The organism is Gallibacterium melopsittaci (assembly GCF_042433085.1).
GTDB lineage: Bacteria > Pseudomonadota > Gammaproteobacteria > Enterobacterales > Pasteurellaceae > Gallibacterium > Gallibacterium melopsittaci.
Window position 1 is genome coordinate 70,185 of the sequence record NZ_JBHLWA010000014.1, and the last position, 20,534, is coordinate 90,718.

Genomic DNA, 20,534 nt, shown 5'->3' on the forward strand with positions numbered 1-20,534 from the left:
TTATTTTAAGGTTCCACTACAACAGTGGAACCTATATTCATCTAACTAAACTCCAATTCAACTTGTTCTTCACCAATCAGTGCGGTGAGTTCTGAAATTAAATCATCATGTGGAGTAATATGCCACTCTACCCCTAACGTTAGCATTGCCCGACCTTTTGGGCTGTCATAATAGATATGAATTGGCGTTGTGCCTTGTGCATATGGCGTAATGATTTGTTTAAAGCGATCGATAAATTGCGTCGTCAACTGTTCTTCTTTTAAGGCAATCGCTAAACTTTTGACAAATTTTTGCCGCATCTCTTCTAAGGTACTAACTTCACGCCCTATCATTCGGATACCGCCCGTAAAATCATCGGGTAACACCGAACCACTTACAATTAAAATATGATCTTTATGAATTTTAGACTCAAACTCAGTTAATGGATCAGAGAAAAGCGTGATATCCAAACGTGCAGAACGGTCATCTAATGTAATAATACCTAAACGATTACCCCGTTTGGTGAGTACCGTACGGAAATTTACCACTAAGCCACTAACCGTTACTGATTCATTGCGGCGAGTTACCGATACTTCCGCTAAACGATTACTGTAATGAGAAAGTTCTTTCACATATGGACTAATCGGATGGCTACTCAAATACAAACCTAACGTTTCTTGTTCGCCATCCAACACCATTTTTTGTGTCCATTTTGGCGTATTCGCATAGGCTTGTTCTACTTCTTTCGGTGAACTGGTTAACACACCAAACATATCCGTTTGTCCTAAGGCTTCATCTTTAGCATGCTGATCAGACGCTTTTAACGCATCATCTAAATTAAGTGAAATCGCCGCTCGATGTGGTCCTAATTTATCCAATGCTCCTGCTTTAATCAGATTTTCTAACGCACGGCGATTGATTTTTTTCAGATCGATTCTGGCACATAGATCAAATACATCTCTAAATAAACCGCCTGTTTCTCGCGCTTCAATAATATTTTCAATGGCCGCTTCACCTACACTCTTAATTGCCCCAATTCCATATACAATTTCGCCTTTCTCATTCACACTGAAATGATACTTACCGCTATTAATATCTGGTGGAACAACTTTTAACCCCATCCGTAAACTTTCGTCATAGAAATTCACAATTTTTTCGACTTTATCCATTTCCGAAGTCATTACTGCTGCCATAAATTCCGCCGGATAATGCGCCTTTAGCCATAAAGTCTGATAAGAAACTAATGCATAGGCAGCGGAGTGCGATTTATTGAAACCATAACCAGCAAATTTTTCTACCAAGTCGAAAATTTTCATGGCTAATTCACCATCAACGCCGTTTTTAATCGCTCCCTCTTTAAATACCGAACGTTGTTTTGCCATTTCTTCTGGTTTCTTTTTCCCCATCGCACGCCGTAATAAATCCGCACCACCTAATGTATAACCAGCTAATACTTGGGCAATCTGCATTACCTGTTCTTGATACAAAATAATGCCATAGGTTGGATCTAAAATCGGTTTAAGCGATTCATGTTGATACTCAGCATCTGGATAAGAGATCTGTTCCTCACCATGTTTACGACGGATAAAGTTATCCACCATCCCTGATTGCAGCGGACCAGGTCGGAATAATGCTACCAATGCGATGATATCTTCAAAGCAGTCAGGTTTCAGACGGCGAATTAAATCTTTCATTCCTCGAGATTCTAATTGGAAGACCGCTGTTGTTTGTGCATCCAGCAATAATTTAAAGGACTTTTCATCATCAAGAGGAATGTGGTGAATATCAATTTCTGGCTTACCTTCTCGGCGCATACGTTCATTAATCATATCCACCGCCCATTGGATAATGGTTAACGTCCGCAAGCCTAAGAAGTCAAATTTTACTAATCCCGCATATTCAACATCATTTTTATCAAAGTGAGTGACAGGATGCTTACCTTCGGAATCGCAATAAATCGCAGAAAAATCGGTGATCTTAGTTGGTGCAATTACCACGCCACCAGCGTGTTTCCCTGCATTACGAGTTACCCCTTCCAGTTTACGCGCCATATCGATCAGCTCTTTAACTTCTTCGTCAGTATCGTAAACCTCAACTAACTTAGGTTCTAAATCGAAGGCTTTTTGCAACGTCATTCCTGGATCACCTGGAATCAACTTAGCAATGCGATCGACAAAGCCATATGGATGACCCAATACCCGCCCCACATCTCGAATTACCGCTTTTGCCGCCATCGAACCAAAAGTAATAATCTGTGATACTGCATCACGTCCATACATATCTGCAACGTGTTCTATCACTCGATCGCGTCCATCCATACAGAAATCGACATCAAAGTCTGGCATCGATACCCGTTCAGGATTTAAGAAACGCTCAAAGAGTAAATCAAACTCAAGTGGATCGAGATCAGTAATGCGTAAGGCATAAGCAACTAATGAACCCGCCCCTGAACCTCGCCCTGGTCCTACTGGAATATTGTTATCTTTTGACCATTGAATAAATTCCATCACAATCAAGAAATAACCAGGGAATCCCATTTGGTTGATAACGTTTAATTCGGTTTCTAAACGTTGATCATATTCAGGACGACGTAGTTTCCGCACCGCTTCATCAGGGAATAGCACTGCTAAACGCTGCTCTAAACCAGTCCGTGCCTTTTGAATTAAGAAATCTTCTGTACTTAATTCACCTGTTGGGAATTGGGGTAGAAAATATTCGCCTAAACGAATCGTAACATTACAACGTTGTGCGATATATACGGTATTTTCTAATGCTTCTGGCAGATCAGCGAATAGTTCGCACATCTCTTGTTCCGTACGGAAATATTGTTGTGGCGTATAATTTTTTGGTCGCTTGGGATCATCCAAAGTAACAATATCATGAATTGCTACCCGAATTTCATGAGCTTCAAAATCATCCTCACTAATAAACATCACATCATTCGTTGCGACTAATGGAATTTGATGTTGTTCGCCTAATGCTGCAGCGAGTTGTACATAGCGAGCTTCATCACTACGACCAGTACGACTCACAGCTAAATAATAATGATTCGGGAAATATTGACGATAAAAATCTAAACAAGCTTCAGTTGCAATTTGATTATCACGTAAGAGAAATTTGCCCACATCACCATTCTTGCCACCAGATAGGATAATAATCCCCTCTGCATATTCAATTAGCCACGATCGATCAATGGTCGGTTTATCTTTATAACCACGTTGATAAGCACGAGAAAGAAGTAAGGTAATATTCTGATAACCTTGGTTATTTTTAGCCAATAGTGTTAATTCAAAAGGCTCATCAGGTAATTCAGGCGAATCTACTAATACATCTGCTCCAACAATAGGTTTAATTCCTTTTCCTAAAGCTGCACCATAAAAACGCACTAAACCACAAAAGTTAGTAAAATCTGTCAATGCCATCGCTACCATCTGTTGCTTAGCACATTCATCTACTAAGGATTTAACTTTGGCTAATCCATTAATCATAGAAAAATCACTATGCACGCGAAGATGTACAAATTTTGGTGATGACATAAAATTTCCTAATAAATTAAACAACTATGGATAAAAGTAATGCGGTAACACATTATTCGTGCCTACCGCATCGTCTGAGAGCAAAAAATAATTATAGATTAAAAAATAGTCTTTCTTTTTTCCATTTTTCAACGGTAAATGTTTTTATTGTTAAAGCATGGATTGCATTACTCGCAAGATGATCCATCAAAGGTGCATAAATCATCTGTTGTTGTTTTACCCGTGAAAGATCAGCAAATTTATCACTCACCGCAATCACATCAAAATGTGCATTTTCACCACGTACATAAACTTCGTCTAAGCCAAGTTCTTGTTTTAATAATTGTTCAATCTCTTTTGGTTCCATGTTTTACCCTATCAATTAATATATTTTTCTAGCCACCCTTTTAATGAAAATAGTGCAGCTAAATTAAGACACTGTTCAGGAATGTTCACTAATTCGACTTGATCAACTGGATTAAGCGTTAATAGCTCCGTCAATAATGCAAATCCCGCAGAATCAATATGATTGATTTGCCTTAAATCCCATACGATTTTCTGGCAATTTGTTAATTCCGTATTTTGTCGTAATACAAACTGTTGACGTTGCTGCCATAATGGCAACAACGTATGACGATTTAATACCCCAATTAACGAAACAATGGCTTGTTGATCAAACTGCTCTAATTGCCAACGTAACTCTATCTCACTCATTTTATTTTTTATCTAATGTAACTGGTAAGCTAGCAGATTTCTCGATTTGAGCTGTCAACGCCTCAATACCTTTTTGACGTAATACACCACTCCATTCATTTTTCTTTGTTTCAACCATACTGACACCTTCTGCTGCCATATCATAAGCCTGCCATTCATTGGTTTTACTATTTTTACGCCATTTAAAATCTAATTTAATTGGTGCTGCACCATTATTTTGTTCTACCACCACACGAATATTCACAATATTCTTACCTTCTACTGATTTTTCAGGCTCAATACTCACTTTTTGCCCATTATAGAAAGTTAATACTTGTGCATAAGATTGTTCAATAAAATTACCGAATGCGGTAAAGAATGCTTCACGTTGTTCTGCTGTGGCGGTTTTAAAATAGTTACCTAATACCAAAGAACCTGCATATTTTACGTGGACATAAGGCATTAAATCTTGCTTCACAATCGTCCGTAAATAATTAGGATTTTGCTTAATTTGACTTTGACTTGCACCAATATCAGCAAATAATTTATCTGATGCTTGCTGCATTAATTGATAAGGATTTTGCTCAGCAACTGCAAATACACTTGTTAACATTAAACCTACTGTTAATACCGCTCTTACCACTCGCTTTGTGTAACGTTTCAACATACACTTTCTCCTCTTAGTTAATTATTTTGTTTCTTCTGGTGTGTCACTTGATTTCTTATCGCCATATAAAAATTGTCCGATAAGATCTTCTAATACCATCGCAGATTTGGTGTCAGTAATCTTACTACCATCTTTTAACATTGGTGTTTCACCATCATCAAAACCAATATTTAACGCAATATATTGTTCACCTAATAAACCTGCTGTTTTAATTGAGAGTGAACTATTATCTGGAATTTGATTATATTTCTCATCAATCATTAAAGTCACTTGAGGCAAATATGTTTTTGCATCTAACTCAATATCACTCACTCGTCCAATCACAACTCCACCAATTTTGACTGGCGCACGTACTTTTAGCCCACCTATATTATCAAAAGTTGCAGTGACTCGATATGTTTGCGATTCACCAAAACTTTGAATATTTGCTACTTTTAAACCAAGAAATATTAACGCACCAATACCTAATAATAGAAATAATCCTACCCAAAATTCATATTTCATTCCGTTTTTCATAATTTATCCTTATCTCAGTAATGCTGCTGCAATTAATTGCCACCAAACATTAATGCAGTCAAAATAAAATCTAATCCTAATACCACTAAGGAAGCCTGTACTACCGTTTTAGTGGTTGCTTGGCTAATACCTTCTGAAGTTGGCATTGCGTTATAACCATTAAATAATGCAATCCACACCACACTCACAGCAAAAAATAAACTTTTGATAATGCCATTACCAATGTCCTTTCCCCATAGCACTGCATTTTGCATTACTGACCAGAAACTCCCGCTATCAACGCCTTTCCAATCAACACCAACTAATGAACCACCCCAAATACCAACTGCAGTAAAAATTAATGCTAATAATGGCATCGCAATCATACCAGCCCAAAATCGTGGTGCAATTACCCGTCGCAATGGATTAACCGCCATCATCTCTAAACCAGATAATTGTTCTGTTGCTTTCATCAAACCGATTTCTGCTGTTAATGCCGAACCAGCTCGTCCCGCAAATAATAATGCTGTCACCACTGGCCCTAACTCACGCAATAACGATAATGCCACTAATTGCCCTAAACTCGTTTCGGCAGAAAAATCGACTAAAATTACATAGCCTTGCAACCCCAAGACCATACCAATAAATAGACCTGACAATACAATAATTAATAAAGACTGCACGCCTAGAACATAAAGTTGTTTTACCACTAATGGGAAATTTTTACGAAACTGTGGTTTCCCAACTAATGCACCATACAACATCAGTCCTGACTTGCCCAAAGTACGAATCCAACGTACACCATATTGTCCAAGTCGCTCAATCACTGTTAATTTCACTGAAATAATTCCTCTTCATAAGGCTCAGCAGGATAATGGAATTTTACAGGTCCATCTGCTTGCCCTGATAAAAATTGAATCACACGGGGATCAGTACTCGCTTTTAATTGTTCTGGCGTTCCTTCGGCAATGATTTTTTGCTCTGCCACAATATAGCCATAATCCGCAATACTTAATACTTCAGTAACATCATGTGAAATCACAATAGAAGTTAAATCCAACGTTTGGTTCAACTTTTTAATTAAATCAACAATCACACCCATACTGATCGGATCTTGTCCAGTAAAAGGTTCATCATACATAATTAAATCTGGATCTAAGGCAATCGCACGGGCTAATGCCGCACGCCGAGCCATCCCGCCAGAGAGTTCATTTGGCATTAATTCTGCTGCACCACGCAATCCAACTGTTTCTAACTTCATCAATACCATTTTGCGGATAATTGACTCGGGAAGATGAGTGTGTTCTCTAATGGGAAATGCCACATTTTCAAAGGTCGTCATATCCGTAAATAAAGCACCTGACTGGAATAACATCCCCATTCTCTCACGCACCTGATATAACGCTTTTGTAGATAGACTACAAATATCCTGCCCATCTAATAAGATTTGCCCTTGTTCAGGAATTAATTGTCCCCCAATCAGTTTTAAAAGGGTCGTTTTCCCAATTCCTGAAGGCCCCATAATGGCAGTGATTTTACCTTTTTCAATGCTTAAATTCAGATTGTTATAAATCGTTCTGTCACCACGTTTAAATGTTAAATTTTTAACTTCGATAAGAATATCTTGCATCCTTTTGCTGCCTTCTGCTCTTGATCGTGAATTCGTTATTCTAGCAGAATATCGCTTACTTGTTGAAAAAGAACTCATTTATTACGATTTTATGGTATGATCCGCCAGCTAAAATTTTCCTAAAAAGGTAGATGATTTATGTCCATTCGTTGGAATATCGTACTTTCAATTATCGCAATTACATTATTAGCGTGGCTTTATTCTTTACAACAAACCGATGTGCCACTGTTAAGTAAAAAAGATTCTGATCCTGAATATATCGCAAAACAAATGACCACAACTGTTTATGGTCCGACTGGTACAATTCAATATCAAGCGGAATCAGATAATGTTGATTATTTTAATGATGATAAAGCGATTTTTAGTCAGCCAATTCTTTATGTCTATGATGAAAATGAAGTAAAAACTTGGCGTTTACAGGCAGATAAAGCCATTTTAACGAATAAAGATAAATTAACTTTGCAAGGTAATGTGAAGCTACAAAGCCTACAAAAAGATTCCAAATTACAAACAATTAATACTGAGCAGGCTTTCGTCAATTTAACGACACAAGATATAACATCTGATACAATGGTCACGCTTACTGGGCTAAATTTTACCAGTAATGGCAGAGTATTAGATGGTAATCTTCATAAGCAAACTGCGACTTTAAAAGAACAGGTTAAAACATATTATGAAATTAAAAACTAATTTAACGCTACTTGGTTTATTAACCTTATTATTTAGCTATTCTGCACTCGCCTTAACTGGGGATTCTGAACAACCAATTAATATTGAATCCAATAATCAATCACTTGATTTAACCAGCAATGTGGTCACTTTTACTGATAATGTTGTTATCACACAAGGTAGTGTCAAAATTAATGCCGACAAAGTTGTCATTACTCGCCCAAATGAAAAAGAAAAATCAGAAAATAAGAAAGAAACCGTAGATGCGTTTGGTGCACCAGTGAAATTTCAACAAAAATTAGACAATGGCAAAATGGTATATGGTGATGCGAATAAAGTACACTATGACTTAGGAAAAGAATTCCTCACCTTAATCGGAAATGCAAAATTAAAACAAGAAGATAGCAGTATTAATGGCGAATTAATTACTTATGATGTGAAAAAACAACAACTTAAAGCCAATGGTAATGGTTCTTCACGTGTTAAGACTATTTTAATTCCAAACCAACTTAAATCTAAATAGAGCAAATTATGTCTGTTTTATCTGCTGAACATCTAAGCAAAAGTTATAAAGGTCGTTCTGTAGTGAATGGTGTTAGTCTAACCATTAACTCAGGGGAAATTGTGGGCTTGTTAGGTCCAAATGGTGCAGGAAAAACCACAACATTCTATATGGTCGTTGGTTTAATTAGCCATGATGACGGTAAAATTAGTATTGATAATCAAGATATTAGCCGTTTACCTATGCATCAACGTGCCAAACAAGGTATTGGCTATCTCCCACAAGAAGCCTCTATTTTCCGCCGTTTATCTGTATATGATAATTTAATGGCGGTATTAGAAATCCGTAAAGACTTGACAAAAGATCAACGTATTGATGAACTCGAACGCCTACTTGATGAATTTCATATTAGCCATATCAAGGATAATTTAGGGCAATCACTCTCTGGTGGTGAACGCCGCCGTGTTGAAATTGCACGAGCTTTGGCCGCTAATCCAAAATTTATCTTATTAGATGAACCTTTTGCTGGCGTTGATCCAATTTCAGTATTAGATATTAAAAATATTATTCAAGCATTACGTGATCGTGGCTTAGGTGTCTTAATTACCGATCATAATGTGCGTGAAACATTGGATGTTTGTGAACGTGCTTATATTGTGAGCGAAGGTAAAATGATTGCGAATGGCACACCACAACAAGTTCTAGCAGATGAACACGTAAAACGTGTTTACCTTGGAGAACATTTTAAACTTTAATTTGACGAATCAATCCTTGTATGAAAATTACAGACTTTCTTAAAAAAGAAAATATTCGCACTGGTTTATTGTGTTCAAGCAAAAAACGTGTTTTTGAATTAATTTGTAATATTGTCTCTTCACAAATCGAAGAACAAGAAAATAGTTGTTTTGAAGCAATCTGTCATCGAGAACGAATGGGAAATACTGGTTTAAACAATGGTATTGCCATTCCTCATGCCAAACTCTCCGTTGGGGATAAACCTGTTGCTGTCTTTTTACAGCTTGATACACCAATTAAATACGATTCTGCAGACCATCGTGATGTAGATTTGATTTTTGCAATTTTAATTCCTGAAACCTGTTGTCCTAGTTGTTCGCCATTACTGCCTTATCTCGCCGAATGTTTTTCGGATAAAAACTTATGTAAACAGTTGCGTTTGGCGAAAAGCCCTGATGAGGTTTGGTCTATTTTTCTTGCCCATGATCACGCTGAAGTAGTTGAAGATCAGCAAGAAAGCGAGCAAACTACCGATTATTAACCATAGGTGCAGCAGTAATGGGAGGATATAATGGAACTTGTCATTATTAGTGGTCGTTCAGGTGCAGGTAAATCTATTGCACTGCGAGCTTTAGAAGATATTGGCTATTATTGTATTGATAATCTACCCTTATTCCTTATTCCTCAACTCATTGAAAAGTTAGCAACAAGCCAACAAACTGTCGCAATTAGTGTCGATATTCGTAATATTCCATTACAACCACAAGAATTAGAAACGACTCTCGATCAGTTACCTCACTCATGCAGCACTAAGATTATTTATCTTGATGCGGATCGTAACACCTTAATTCGCCGTTATAGTGATACACGTCGTGTACACCCACTTTCTAAAGATAACCTCTCTTTAGAAGGATCGATTGATTTAGAAAAAGAACGACTTGAACCATTATTTCAGCACGCTAATTTTGTGATTGATACAACGAATCTCTCTACTCATCAACTCGCCGAGAAATTACGTGAATTTGTTCGTGGGAATGGGAATAAAGAGTTACAAATTGTCATTAAATCATTTGGTTTTAAATATGGTATTCCACAAGATTCAGATTATATTTTTGACGTTCGTTTCTTACCTAATCCACATTGGGAACCAAAATTACGTCCATTAACTGGCTTGGATCAACCGATTATTGATTTCTTACGGCAATATGATGTAGTCCGTGAGTTCCTTTATTCAACACGTAATTACATCGAAACGTGGTTACCTTTACTTGAACAAAATAATCGCAGTTACTTAACAATCTGTATTGGTTGTACTGGCGGTAAACATCGTTCCGTGTATATAGCACAAGAGTTAGCAGATTACTTTAAAGCGAAAGGAAAAAATATTAAAATTCAGCACATCTCTCTACTTCGCCAAGAACATAAAAATAGCAATTCAAATTAAATCAAATTTTGCGAATGTGTAGCTCAGTTGGATAGAGCAACCCCCTCCTAAGGGGTAGGTCGGCGGTTCAAATCCGCCCACGTTCGCCAATCATTTTTATGCACATTATGACCGAACAAGATCAACAATTTATGCGATATGCTTTAGCACTAGCCGATAAAGCAGCTGCAATGGGAGAAATACCTGTTGGTGCAGTATTAGTCGATGCCCACGGTGAAATTATTGCCGAAGGTTGGAATCAATCAATCACCTTATCAGACCCAACTGCTCACGCAGAAATCATCGCATTACGCCAAGCAGGGCAACAAATTCAAAATTATCGCTTACTGGACACGACCTTATATGTCACCTTAGAACCTTGCCCAATGTGTGCTGGAGCTATTCTGCATAGTCGGATTAAACGTTTAGTCTTTGGAGCAATGGATTACAAAACAGGTGCTATCGGTTCCCGTTTTCATCTATTCGATGATTATCGAATGAATCATATGGTAGAAATTACTTCGGGTGTATTAGCCGAAGAGTGTAGCCAAAAAATTAGCCAATTTTTCCAACAACGCCGTGCACAACAAAAATTAGCTAAAGCGAATTCATCTTCAGAATCATCAATAATCACTCAAGATAATAATTAATAACCATTCCACAACAAAATAGACTTTCATATAACAAATTATTATTAATAACCTTACTACTAATATGTGAATTATCCGTTTATAATACGCACTCTTATTTTTATTGAATTAGTTTTCATAGGTTAAATTATGTGTCAATTATTGGGAATGAACTGTAATACCCCGACCGACATTGTGTTTTCCTTTGAAGGTTTCCGTCGTCGTGCTGGGATAACAGATTGCCATTCAGATGGCTTTGGAATTGCATTTTTTGAAGGAAAAGGTGTTCGTGTTTTTCGTGATGATAAACCGTGTAGTTCATCACCGATTGCTGATTGCGTTAAACAATATCACATCAAATCACTTAATGTGATTGCCCATATTCGTAAAGCAACGCAAGGCGATGTGAACTTAGAAAATACGCATCCATTTATGCGTGAAATCTGGGGAGAAAACTGGGTTTTCGCACATAATGGTAATTTAAAAACACTACCAGATTTATCTGAGTGCCGTGCTCAACCAATTGGTTCAACTGACTCAGAGGCAGCTTTCTGTTATATGACAGAATTTTTAAAACGTCGCTATCATCGTAAACCAAGTGAAGAAGAAATCTTTGCTGCTGTCTATGAAGTTACCCAAGAACTTGCTCAATTAGGTACATTTAATTTTATTTTATCTAATGGGCAATTTATGATTGCACATTGCTCAACTTTCTTACATTACCTCACACGTAAAGCACCTTTTGGTAAGGCTTTCCGTGTCGATGATGATGGCTTTATTGACTTTAATGACTACGCCAAACCAGGTGATAAAGTTACCATTATCTCTACCCAACCATTAACTAAAAATGAATGTTGGACCAAAATGGAAAATGGCGGATTTGTGATGTTTAAAGATGGTGAAAAAATAAAAGAAATTATCGGACAAGCAAAACAAATCGAAGATGACGGAACATTAGGCAATATGAAAATTGCTTAATCTCCCATTTCTTTCCTAGCAGATTAATAACAAAAAAATAGCCGACAGACTGCTCGGCTATTTTAATTTAGAGGGGTTCTACTTTAAAAGCCTATCCAACACTGCTTTTTTCTTGTCGGCACAGCCTTGCATTTGGGTTTCGAGTTGGGTGATTGCTTGTTCGTATTGCGTTACTTCAGCAATGATTTTTTCTTGTTCGGCAAGTGGTGGGACGGGGATTTGCAGATTCTCATAAAAAGAGCTGGGCACTCTGCGGTGTCCGCTTGTTCCCGTCATATTTTTTTCTGCTTCAATTCTGACTTCTTTTCTGTTTAAACTAAAAAATAAAAATTGTGGGTAAATGGTTTCATTTGCCCTAAAAATATGAAACTCAGAACTTCCTATACCGATTTGATTGGTTAGGTTTACCGCTAAAGCACATTTGCCATTTTCCATACACGGCGTTATTTTGGCGATAATGACATCATTTTCTTTAAAATAAGTGTAACTGCCTTTGCGAAGCGTTCCCAAAGCTCTATCTACTTTGCGTTCTATATAGCCATTATTACTCACAGAAGCCATTTCAATAAAAGAAACCAGTAGATTATCAGATAAGTGTTTTATCTCATTTTTTGATGGATTAATAATACATAACTCACTGATTTTAAATAGTTTTACCCCCCCCCCGTACAACTTCTAGATCATTGAATATTTGTGCAATTTTGGCACGATATTCTTCTATTTTCATACGGCTGTTTTCGTATTCCTCATCAATTTTTCCACATTCAGCTATGATTTGTTGTTGAATTCCTTGGGGTGGTAGGGGGATTTTGATATTTTTCAAATTGGTAGAATTTAATCCTCCTTGTGCAGAACCAGTAATATTATCTTTTAAAAGTGCTTGCCCCATCTCCGAATATAAATAGTTAAATAGATATTTTTGGGTTGTTAATTCTTGACAACGCAAGATAAATAAATGCTCATTTATCATTGCCATTATTCCATCTAATTCATCTCGCACAATGGCTACTTTTCCTGTTAATGCACCATCTTTACATAATAAAATATCGTGCTTTTGAATAATCCCTTTTTTTGCAGCATTGAAAAAACTTATAGGAACATATTTAATTGTGTTTAGTTCTAATCTGCCGTTATCTTTTCCAATATGCTCTCCACCTAGAGAATAAGCACCTTCGTTATATTGACCGACCCCACCAGATGGACGCTTACCACTTTCTATAGTTATAGTAATTTCAGCTATACTCACCAACGGATACTTACTCACAATCTCAATCTTTTTCTGAGCGCTGGTTTTTAGTGCATAATTGAGATAAACACGATTAAAATCCAACATATCAAGGGTATCTAGGATTTTTGCGTATTCTGCTTGTTCTGGTGTGATGTTGAACATTTGATCGTTAAACATATAACGTACACAAGCGGCAAGTGTGTTATCTGCAAAACGATTTTCAGGGTTATAGAGTTTACCACCCGCTTGGAGAATTTGAATGCCTTCCGCGCCTTTGCGATTACTCCAATCGTAGCCTAAAAATGCTTTTTGTTGTGCGTTGTCGCTTGGTGCGGTAATAATCAATGTTTTTTGTTGATACAACAAAGCAAACAGTGCGATTTTTTCTTGTTCAATGCTAATAAATTTATCCAAAAACTTACGCATTTTGAGCTTTTGTTGTTGCTCATTTGTAGGGTTTTCTTTTTGTTCTGTTTTGCTTAATTCTAGCGTGTCTAATAAAGCCGTGCGATAGGTAACGATGTATTTATTTATTTTTTCTTCCTGTATCTCTTCCCACGTAATGGTTTTGTTTCTTAATTTTTCATATTGATCAGCAGGCACATCAATATATGTCAGATAAGCAGTTAGAATATCTTGATCATATTTTTGTTTGATTGAAGCGTTAGTAAAGATAGTTGTTGCGGTATCCTTTGCTAAGCTGATTTGCTTAGGTGGATAGGGTGTTTTTTCTAAAAATAATATAACGGTATTCGTTCCTGTTGCACCGAATGTTTTTGAACCTAGCTGGATAATAGCTCGAAAACGAAATTCATTGAGTAGTAATTTACGAGCAGCGGTATAGCTACTACTATCGTTACTTAAAATGCTTGAAGGTAAAATAACAGCAGCAACACCATCTGAGACTAATAATTGGGCTATCCGTTCACAAAACAGTACTTCAATTTCACCACCATTGTTACTGATAGAATCTAATAGACTTAATTGATTGTTTTTCAGTTTTAAATGTGATTTGAATGCAGCAACAGAGTAAGGGGGATTGGCAACTAAAATATCAAATGTTTCATTTTGTATGCCCTTATTATTATCTAAGCCATCGCCAAAAATAATATTAGCATTGCCTGCACCGTTCATAAACATTGATACTTGTGAAACGCGTGCAAGGCGATAGTCTTTTTCAACACCGTAAATACTTTCTTTTGCCCAGTCATTATTTTCTGTTGGGCGTGCGGCATTGATAGCTTCTACTGCTTCTGTTAAAAAATGCCCAGAACCACAAGCATAATCAATGACTTTGGGATAACTACCGCCTTTATGTTGTAAAATTTTTTGAATGGGTAAGGAGTCCCAAATAAATCGGGTAATCGGCATAGGAGTAAAGAATTGCCCTTCGTTTTGTTTAAATCCTTTGTTGAGCAATTGTTCAAACATATCGCCCAAAAATTGATGTTTTGACGCATAACTAATTCTGTATTTTTCAAAAAGTTGTACCATTTTGTAGAAATAACTCTTCGTTATGTACATCTTTAAAGGAAAAGTCGTTATTACTGTAAAATTTCAGTTTTCGAATGGTTTGTTCTAAGTCTGAAATAGCATGATTTCTGGTTTCAAGATCTAAGTTTTTAAATAAATTTTGTGCATAGTCATTTGAAACATAAAAGATTTTCTCTTTCATGAATTTTTCCATACCCGTTTTATAGAGATGTTGCAGACGATCCTGCAAAGTCTCATAGGTATCACTACCAATCTTGTATTGAAATTCTACTTCGCTATCATCATTCTTTTGCTCATCTACCAATTTGCAGATGAATAGGGCAATTAAGCGATTAAAGGCATTTTCTTTATCAGAAACGGCATTATGTCTTAATATTTCTTCAAATTGATTAATGATTTTGTCATCAGGAGAGAATGCCTTTAAGTCTTTTATTCTAAGTGGTGGTAAGTCTAGGTCATAAATTTGGGCATCTTGCCCAAAAATTAAATTTTCAGATAATTTTTGTAAATAAGTTTCCGTCCAAACTTCGTGTAATTCTTCAACATTATTGGCTTTTTGGTAAATTTTAATACTGTCATCTTTTTTGGCCAGCTGAATTAAGTTTGCATCATCATGGCAACGAATAATTGGGTTTTTATAGGTAAGTATTCCGTCAGTAAAATCAGATGTATAGAGCGAAATACAGTGCACTTTTTTATCTTGTTGCCAATAACTAAATAACTGCCCACCATCTTCTTTTAAAATTTTAAGTGCTTTGTTGTATTCTGTACCGTCAGTTTTGCACTCAATAATCATAAACAGGCTAGTTTTTTCACGATCTTGATATACGCAAATATCCGCTCTACCGCTTTTTTGTGTATGTCCAAGTTGCCAACTTTTTTCTAATTCAAGGTGTGCTGCAGGATAACCTTTTTCTAATAAGCGATGAATACACTCAAAAACCACAAAATTTTCATTGGAAGAAAAATTCAGCGTGGTTTCACGGTGTTTTTTTAATTCAGCAGGATAAATGATTTTTTTATTTTTAAAATCAACGACTAATTCATTTCCGTTGATGGTTTTGGAAAACTTATCTTGATGCTCGGTGAAATTTAAGTGAACAAGTAAATCTCTAAAGTTATTTTCTTTTAACATAAAAACCTTAAATGCTTGATATATTCAATCTATAAAATAAAAACTACAAAATAAACATTAATAGCTTTCTATTAAAACACACCCACAACAACCGCAATAAAAACCCACATTCCAACATAATTATTATTAAGGAATGCTTTAAAACAGGCTTCTCTCACACGCATTTTTGTCATTTTGCATTGATAAATAAAATGAACGGCTGCAATTGCTAATACAATAAAATAACCGTTGTTTAAGTTTTTCTCTTGCCCTAAATAGATTAGCAATAACAAGGCAATAAACTGTAATAAAGCGATAATTTTATTATCATATTCGGCAAATAAAATTGCGGTTGATTTAACACCAATTCGCAAATCATCATCACGATCAACCATCGCATATTGCGTATCGTATGCGATTGTCCACGCTAAATTTGCTAAAAATAAAATCCAACAATCCAAAGGCAATGATTCTACTGTTGCCCCATATGCCATTGGAATAGACCAACCAAAGGCAGCACCTAAAAATATCTGCGGTAAATGCGTGTAACGCTTCATAAAAGGGTAGATAAAGGCTAATACTACCGCAATAACTGATAAACCAATCGCATAGAGATTCAGTTGAATCACTAATAAAAATGAAAGCAGAATCAACGTCACAAAAAGAATTTTCGCTTCTTTTTCGGATACTGCACCCGTAGCCAATGGACGTTGATGAGTACGTTTTACTTGGCCATCAATATGTCGATCCGCATAGTCATTGATCACACAACCTGCGGAACGCATAAACACAACGCCTAATACAAAAATAAGCAATATCTTCAGATCTGGCATACCGCCCTGAGCTAACCATAATGCCCATAATGTCGGCCATAATAATAAAAAAGAACCAATTGGCTTATCTAGACGCATTAATTGCGTATAGCTTACCCATTTAGAAAAATTCATAATTCCGATCATACTTGGTGGCAAGGACAAACTTTAACGACCAAATTGGTATTTTCTACCATTGCAGCAATTTCTGCTGGTAACGGACGATCAGTAAATAAATAATCAAACATAGTAAGTGGTCCTAAACGAACCATAGCTCGACGTGAGAATTTTGAATGGTCAGTGACTAGAATACTTGTACGAGAACTTTCAATAATTGTCCGTTTTACTTGTACTTCGTGATAATCATAATCCAATAATGAACCGTCATGATCAATTGCACTAATTCCTAAAATGCCAAAATCTAAACGAAATTGAGAAATAAATTCCATTGTTGCTTCCCCAATAATTCCACCATCGGGACGTAATCCACCGCCAGCAATGATAATTTGAAAATTCTCTTTCTCCATCAAAATATGTGCAGCATTTAAATTATTAGTTACGATTCGCAAATTTTCATGATCTAACAATGCACGAGCAACCGCCTCCGCAGTAGTCCCAATGTCAATGAATAATGAAGAACCATTAGGAATTTGTTGCGCTACACATTTAGCGACCCACTCTTTTTCTTGACATAACAATGTCTTACGCGAAGCATAATCACTATTTTCAGACGTTGATGGCGAGGCAGCTCCGCCATGATGACGGCGAATTTCATTTTTGGCTGCTAACTCATTTAAATCTCGACGAATCGTTTGTGGACTAACATCTAATTCAGCAACTAATTCTTCCGTACTGATATAACCGTGTAATTTGACTAATTCAATGATACGGTTATGGCGTATTGCTTGTTTCATAACTCCCTCGCCTACTCTAATTATCCCGCTGTCATTCTACTAAAAATCGCTATCTTTTCATTAAATTTTTGTGAAAAATCATTGTGATTTACTTCTATTCCACCAAATATCTACACCTGCTAACACACATCCAGTGCATAATCCTGCAATATGTGCACTATTCCCCATCGATAACCCAATTAATGGTGAAAAGAAGCCACTTACAATCCCAATAATCAAAAACCAACTAAATCCGATTGGCACATCAAAGATTTTTTGCTGATTAAACCGACTTTCAATCCAAACGTAGCCTAAGACAGCATAAACAACACCAGATAAACCAAAAAAACCGATCCCAGAAGCAAAGTATTGTGCAAAGCCACTCGCTACACCAGCAACAAGATAAATCAATACAATTCGATGAATTCCTTGCAAACGTTCAATTAATCCAGCAAAAATCCACCACCAAAGCAGATTAAAGACTAAATGTGGGATCGATAGATGTACTAATGTATGCGAAAGATAACGCCATATGTCGCTAGATTGGGCTGGTAATTCAGGAAAATGAAAAGTGTCAAAAATGATTTCACTATTCAACCATGTCGTTCCATAAATCACTATACAAACTAACGTAATTAAAAAAGTAAATTTTGAAGAGAATAAATGTTGCCAATTAAGCCCAATAGAACCTTGTATAAAAGGACGATAAATTTGTGCAAAAGAAACCGTATTAGCACTTTGCCACTCTGCTTGATTAAATTTAGCAGCATCTGGATTTTGCATAAATTCTGCTACAAGTTGTTGTGTGTTATCTAACGACTCTGGAGAATCATTGATCAAATAGAGATGAAAATAATCATCTTGTTGCCGAATATCAATTTGATAATGATATTGTTGATAAATGACTTCTTGAAAGCGCTTGGCTAAAGCCAATTCTCTACAACTAAAAAGATAATACATGATGGGTAATCCTAGAGGTGAGTTATAAAATTCGCTATACTGTCGTCCACCATTTTTAATCAGTTACTCTATATGCGTAAAAAAAATAATTTTCCTGATGGATTTTCCAAATTTTCATGGGCAATCGCAATGTTTTGTGTGCCTGCTTTCCTTTGGCCACTCTCTTTATTACTCTCACCCAGTTTAAAATATAATCCAACTTTATCTGAAACAGCATTAACAAATATGTCTGTTTTTATGTGGAGTTATCCATTACTCCTTTTCATCTTAGCAAGGATTATTTACAAATTACATCTACGTTATCCGAAATTTGCCAGCTATTTATTAGCCATATGTTTTGTTTTATTTTATTTGGCTGTATTAATTATTGCTGTACAAGGCTTTAATTACTGATTTAAAAATTGAATGATGGTTTGCAATGCGGTCGATCTGATCGCATCTGTTTCAAACATAATTTCATGTCTAGCCCCTTCAATTTCTACAAAGCGAACCAAGGATGAAGTTGAAAATAACTTCTCAACTTTCTTAGTTGAAACAATACTCTCTTCACCAGATTGTAAAATCAATATAGGTACCTGAATTTTATTTACTAAATTGGGTAGTTTTTTGAATGCAACAATACAACGATGAACCCAAGCAAAAGTTGGACCGCCAAGACGAATGTCAGGATATTTCGTTGCCATTTGATTCATAAATTCTAGTCTTGCTTCACTATGTGTTAAATCTGTTGTCGCAATATTCGCTGGTCGCCAAGGTCCTTTAGTAAAAATATAACGGCGAGAAAAACCTAATAGCACCATTACAGCCACAACCACCTCATCTCTTAATGCGGTTTTTTCTCTCAAGCCTAAAAAAGGTGAAGAAAGAATCACTTTACTGAATTGATGTGGATAAGTCGCCAAATAATAAGTCGCTAATAATCCCCCCATCGAATGAGCAAACAAGACCTGTTGTTGATATTCTTTTTGTTGTAATACCGCCTGAATCACAATATCCATATCATCAATATAATAGCGAAACTCATCAATAAAGCCTTTTTCTTTTTCGGCTAATAAACGTGATGAAAAACCTTGGCCTCGATGATCAAATTGTAAAATATCATAGCCTTGCTGATAGAAGTCATAGGCAATCTCGCTCCATTTAGCAATATTCTCACCTCGCCCATTCACTAATACCATTAATTTTGTATGTGCTGCGTGAGTTAAATGACGATAGGCAATCTTTTTTTGCGCATTGGCAACAAGATATTGAATTGGAAATTGTTCAACAAAAGGGAGTAACTCTTCAGCTACAAATTGCGGAAAATGATTTTCTCTTACTAATACCATAAATTCTTACATCAATAAAAAAGATAAAGCCGCACAGACTTTATCTTTTCTAGGACTATTTAGCAAATAATTTGCTTAAATGTGCTTTATATTCGTTAATATGCTGCTCGACATTTGGGTTTTTAATCACATCATTGCAAATAAATGTTGGTAACGCTGTCATTCCTAAAAATTCATTCGCTTTTCTAAAATGGAGATAAACGCCATCAACACCTTTACCTTCAAAGAAATCCCCCTCACGATCAAATGCTTCAATAGGTGCATTCCAAGTAAGTGATAACATATGTTTTCTACCTTGAAGTAAACCACCTGTCCCATACCCTTCTGTTGGATTAACTCGATGACGACCATCACTTTGATAAAGTTTTCCATGACCATAAGTAAATACTTCATCAATATATTTCTTCACAATCCATGGTTCACCCATCCACCAACCAGGCATTTGCCAAATCACAACATCCATCCAAACAAATTTTTCAATTTCTGCTTGAATATCATAGCCTGCATCAATCGTGGTTTCTTGTACCTCATGACCTAATGCAGTTAATGTTTCCTTTGCCACATTATGTAAAGTTGCATTCAACTGTCCCGCTGAGTGGCCAAATGCTTTACCACCATTCAATAGTAAAATTTTCATTGATTTTGTCCTTATCTGAATATTTCCGTAATAAATTTTCTTTTTTTATAAAAAAACAAGACCCGCCTAAATAGACGGGTCTTTTCTCTTTTCAGTTTCTTATCAATTACTTGATAATGCTTGCTACCACGCCAGCACCTACTGTACGACCAC

At 36.2% G+C, this 20,534-nt stretch carries 23 protein-coding genes and 1 tRNA gene; 9 read left to right on the forward strand and 15 right to left on the reverse strand.

Annotation, left to right across the window (positions count from 1 at the left end; translation table 11 throughout):
- Positions 1-41: 41 nt before the first annotated feature.
- From dnaE to ACFFHT_RS03810, 7 genes are all read right to left on the reverse strand, one after another.
- A complete protein-coding gene (gene dnaE, locus ACFFHT_RS03780; RefSeq protein WP_382373608.1) occupies positions 42-3,515 on the reverse strand; it encodes a DNA polymerase III subunit alpha in 3,474 nt (1,157 codons plus the stop codon).
- 91 nt (positions 3,516-3,606) lie between these two features.
- Positions 3,607-3,861 carry a BolA family protein gene (locus ACFFHT_RS03785; RefSeq protein WP_382373610.1) on the reverse strand — a complete coding sequence of 85 codons (255 nt, stop codon included), beginning with the start codon at positions 3,859-3,861 and terminating at the stop codon, positions 3,607-3,609.
- Between the two features lie 11 nt (positions 3,862-3,872).
- Complete coding sequence (locus tag ACFFHT_RS03790) at positions 3,873-4,208, reverse strand: STAS domain-containing protein (protein WP_382373612.1); 336 nt, start codon at positions 4,206-4,208, stop codon at positions 3,873-3,875.
- A 1-nt stretch (position 4,209) separates the two neighbouring features.
- Positions 4,210-4,854, reverse strand: coding sequence for a phospholipid-binding protein MlaC (gene mlaC, locus ACFFHT_RS03795; protein WP_382373614.1), 645 nt, complete (start codon positions 4,852-4,854; stop codon positions 4,210-4,212).
- Positions 4,855-4,875: 21 nt separating this feature from the next.
- The gene (mlaD, locus tag ACFFHT_RS03800) at positions 4,876-5,370 is read right to left on the reverse strand and encodes an outer membrane lipid asymmetry maintenance protein MlaD (RefSeq protein ID WP_382373616.1); all 495 of its coding nucleotides are present in this window, start codon (positions 5,368-5,370) and stop codon (positions 4,876-4,878) included.
- Positions 5,371-5,402: 32 nt separating this feature from the next.
- Positions 5,403-6,173, reverse strand: a complete 771-nt coding sequence (mlaE, locus tag ACFFHT_RS03805; protein ID WP_382373662.1) for a lipid asymmetry maintenance ABC transporter permease subunit MlaE — start codon at positions 6,171-6,173, stop codon at positions 5,403-5,405.
- An 11-nt stretch (positions 6,174-6,184) separates the two neighbouring features.
- Complete coding sequence (locus tag ACFFHT_RS03810; protein WP_382373618.1) at positions 6,185-6,979, reverse strand: ATP-binding cassette domain-containing protein; 795 nt, start codon at positions 6,977-6,979, stop codon at positions 6,185-6,187.
- Between the two features lie 138 nt (positions 6,980-7,117).
- Here ACFFHT_RS03810 and lptC point away from each other — a divergent pair, with 138 nt between their 5' ends.
- The 8 genes from lptC (at position 7,118) to ACFFHT_RS03850 (ending at position 11,915) form a co-directional block, all read left to right on the forward strand.
- Positions 7,118-7,669, forward strand: a complete 552-nt coding sequence (lptC, locus tag ACFFHT_RS03815) for an LPS export ABC transporter periplasmic protein LptC (protein ID WP_382373620.1) — start codon at positions 7,118-7,120, stop codon at positions 7,667-7,669.
- Positions 7,653-8,171, forward strand: a complete 519-nt coding sequence (gene lptA / locus ACFFHT_RS03820; RefSeq protein WP_382373622.1) for a lipopolysaccharide transport periplasmic protein LptA — start codon at positions 7,653-7,655, stop codon at positions 8,169-8,171. Before lptC ends, lptA begins: the two co-directional genes overlap by 17 nt.
- An 8-nt stretch (positions 8,172-8,179) precedes the next feature.
- Positions 8,180-8,905 carry an LPS export ABC transporter ATP-binding protein gene (lptB, locus tag ACFFHT_RS03825; protein WP_382373624.1) on the forward strand — a complete coding sequence of 242 codons (726 nt, stop codon included), beginning with the start codon at positions 8,180-8,182 and terminating at the stop codon, positions 8,903-8,905.
- 20 nt (positions 8,906-8,925) lie between these two features.
- Complete coding sequence (ptsN, locus tag ACFFHT_RS03830; protein ID WP_382373625.1) at positions 8,926-9,426, forward strand: PTS IIA-like nitrogen regulatory protein PtsN; 501 nt, start codon at positions 8,926-8,928, stop codon at positions 9,424-9,426.
- Positions 9,427-9,456: 30 nt separating this feature from the next.
- Positions 9,457-10,329, forward strand: coding sequence for an RNase adapter RapZ (gene rapZ, locus ACFFHT_RS03835; protein WP_382373627.1), 873 nt, complete (start codon positions 9,457-9,459; stop codon positions 10,327-10,329).
- Between the two features lie 12 nt (positions 10,330-10,341).
- Positions 10,342-10,418, forward strand: a tRNA-Arg gene (locus ACFFHT_RS03840).
- Positions 10,419-10,436: 18 nt separating this feature from the next.
- A complete protein-coding gene (tadA, locus tag ACFFHT_RS03845) occupies positions 10,437-10,958 on the forward strand; it encodes a tRNA adenosine(34) deaminase TadA (RefSeq protein WP_382373629.1) in 522 nt (173 codons plus the stop codon).
- Between the two features lie 129 nt (positions 10,959-11,087).
- Positions 11,088-11,915, forward strand: coding sequence for a class II glutamine amidotransferase (locus tag ACFFHT_RS03850; protein ID WP_382373631.1), 828 nt, complete (start codon positions 11,088-11,090; stop codon positions 11,913-11,915).
- 78 nt (positions 11,916-11,993) lie between these two features.
- On the opposite strand, the gene ACFFHT_RS03855 is transcribed toward ACFFHT_RS03850, so the two are convergent.
- The 6 genes from ACFFHT_RS03855 to ACFFHT_RS03880 form a co-directional block, all read right to left on the reverse strand.
- Complete coding sequence (locus tag ACFFHT_RS03855) at positions 11,994-12,587, reverse strand: restriction endonuclease subunit S (RefSeq protein WP_382373633.1); 594 nt, start codon at positions 12,585-12,587, stop codon at positions 11,994-11,996.
- A complete protein-coding gene (locus tag ACFFHT_RS03860; RefSeq protein ID WP_382373635.1) occupies positions 12,559-14,637 on the reverse strand; it encodes an N-6 DNA methylase in 2,079 nt (692 codons plus the stop codon). The genes ACFFHT_RS03855 and ACFFHT_RS03860 overlap by 29 nt, the downstream gene beginning before the upstream one ends.
- A complete protein-coding gene (locus ACFFHT_RS03865; RefSeq protein ID WP_382373637.1) occupies positions 14,621-15,772 on the reverse strand; it encodes a type I restriction enzyme HsdR N-terminal domain-containing protein in 1,152 nt (383 codons plus the stop codon). The genes ACFFHT_RS03860 and ACFFHT_RS03865 overlap by 17 nt, the downstream gene beginning before the upstream one ends.
- A 71-nt stretch (positions 15,773-15,843) precedes the next feature.
- Entirely contained in the window at positions 15,844-16,698 is an 855-nt protein-coding gene (gene ubiA / locus ACFFHT_RS03870) for a 4-hydroxybenzoate octaprenyltransferase (RefSeq protein ID WP_382373639.1), read from the reverse strand.
- Positions 16,699-16,706: 8 nt separating this feature from the next.
- Positions 16,707-17,477, reverse strand: a complete 771-nt coding sequence (locus ACFFHT_RS03875) for a DeoR/GlpR family transcriptional regulator (protein WP_382373641.1) — start codon at positions 17,475-17,477, stop codon at positions 16,707-16,709.
- A gap of 78 nt (positions 17,478-17,555) precedes the next feature.
- Positions 17,556-18,416, reverse strand: a complete 861-nt coding sequence (locus ACFFHT_RS03880) for a rhomboid family intramembrane serine protease (protein ID WP_382373643.1) — start codon at positions 18,414-18,416, stop codon at positions 17,556-17,558.
- A 72-nt stretch (positions 18,417-18,488) separates the two neighbouring features.
- On the opposite strand from ACFFHT_RS03880, the gene ACFFHT_RS03885 reads away from it, so the two are divergent.
- On the forward strand, positions 18,489-18,809 hold the full coding sequence (locus tag ACFFHT_RS03885) for a DUF5389 family protein (RefSeq protein ID WP_382373645.1): 321 nt from the start codon (positions 18,489-18,491) through the stop codon (positions 18,807-18,809).
- Here ACFFHT_RS03885 and ACFFHT_RS03890 read toward each other — a convergent pair.
- Both ACFFHT_RS03890 and ACFFHT_RS03895 read right to left on the reverse strand, forming a co-directional pair.
- Positions 18,803-19,744: an alpha/beta fold hydrolase gene (locus ACFFHT_RS03890; RefSeq protein WP_382373647.1), complete on the reverse strand. Its 942-nt coding sequence runs from the start codon at positions 19,742-19,744 to the stop codon at positions 18,803-18,805. The two genes, ACFFHT_RS03885 and ACFFHT_RS03890, sit on opposite strands and share 7 nt — an antisense overlap.
- Before the next feature lie 55 nt (positions 19,745-19,799).
- On the reverse strand, positions 19,800-20,381 hold the full coding sequence (locus ACFFHT_RS03895) for an NAD(P)H-dependent oxidoreductase (RefSeq protein ID WP_382373649.1): 582 nt from the start codon (positions 20,379-20,381) through the stop codon (positions 19,800-19,802).
- Between the last annotated feature and the right edge of the window lie 153 nt (positions 20,382-20,534).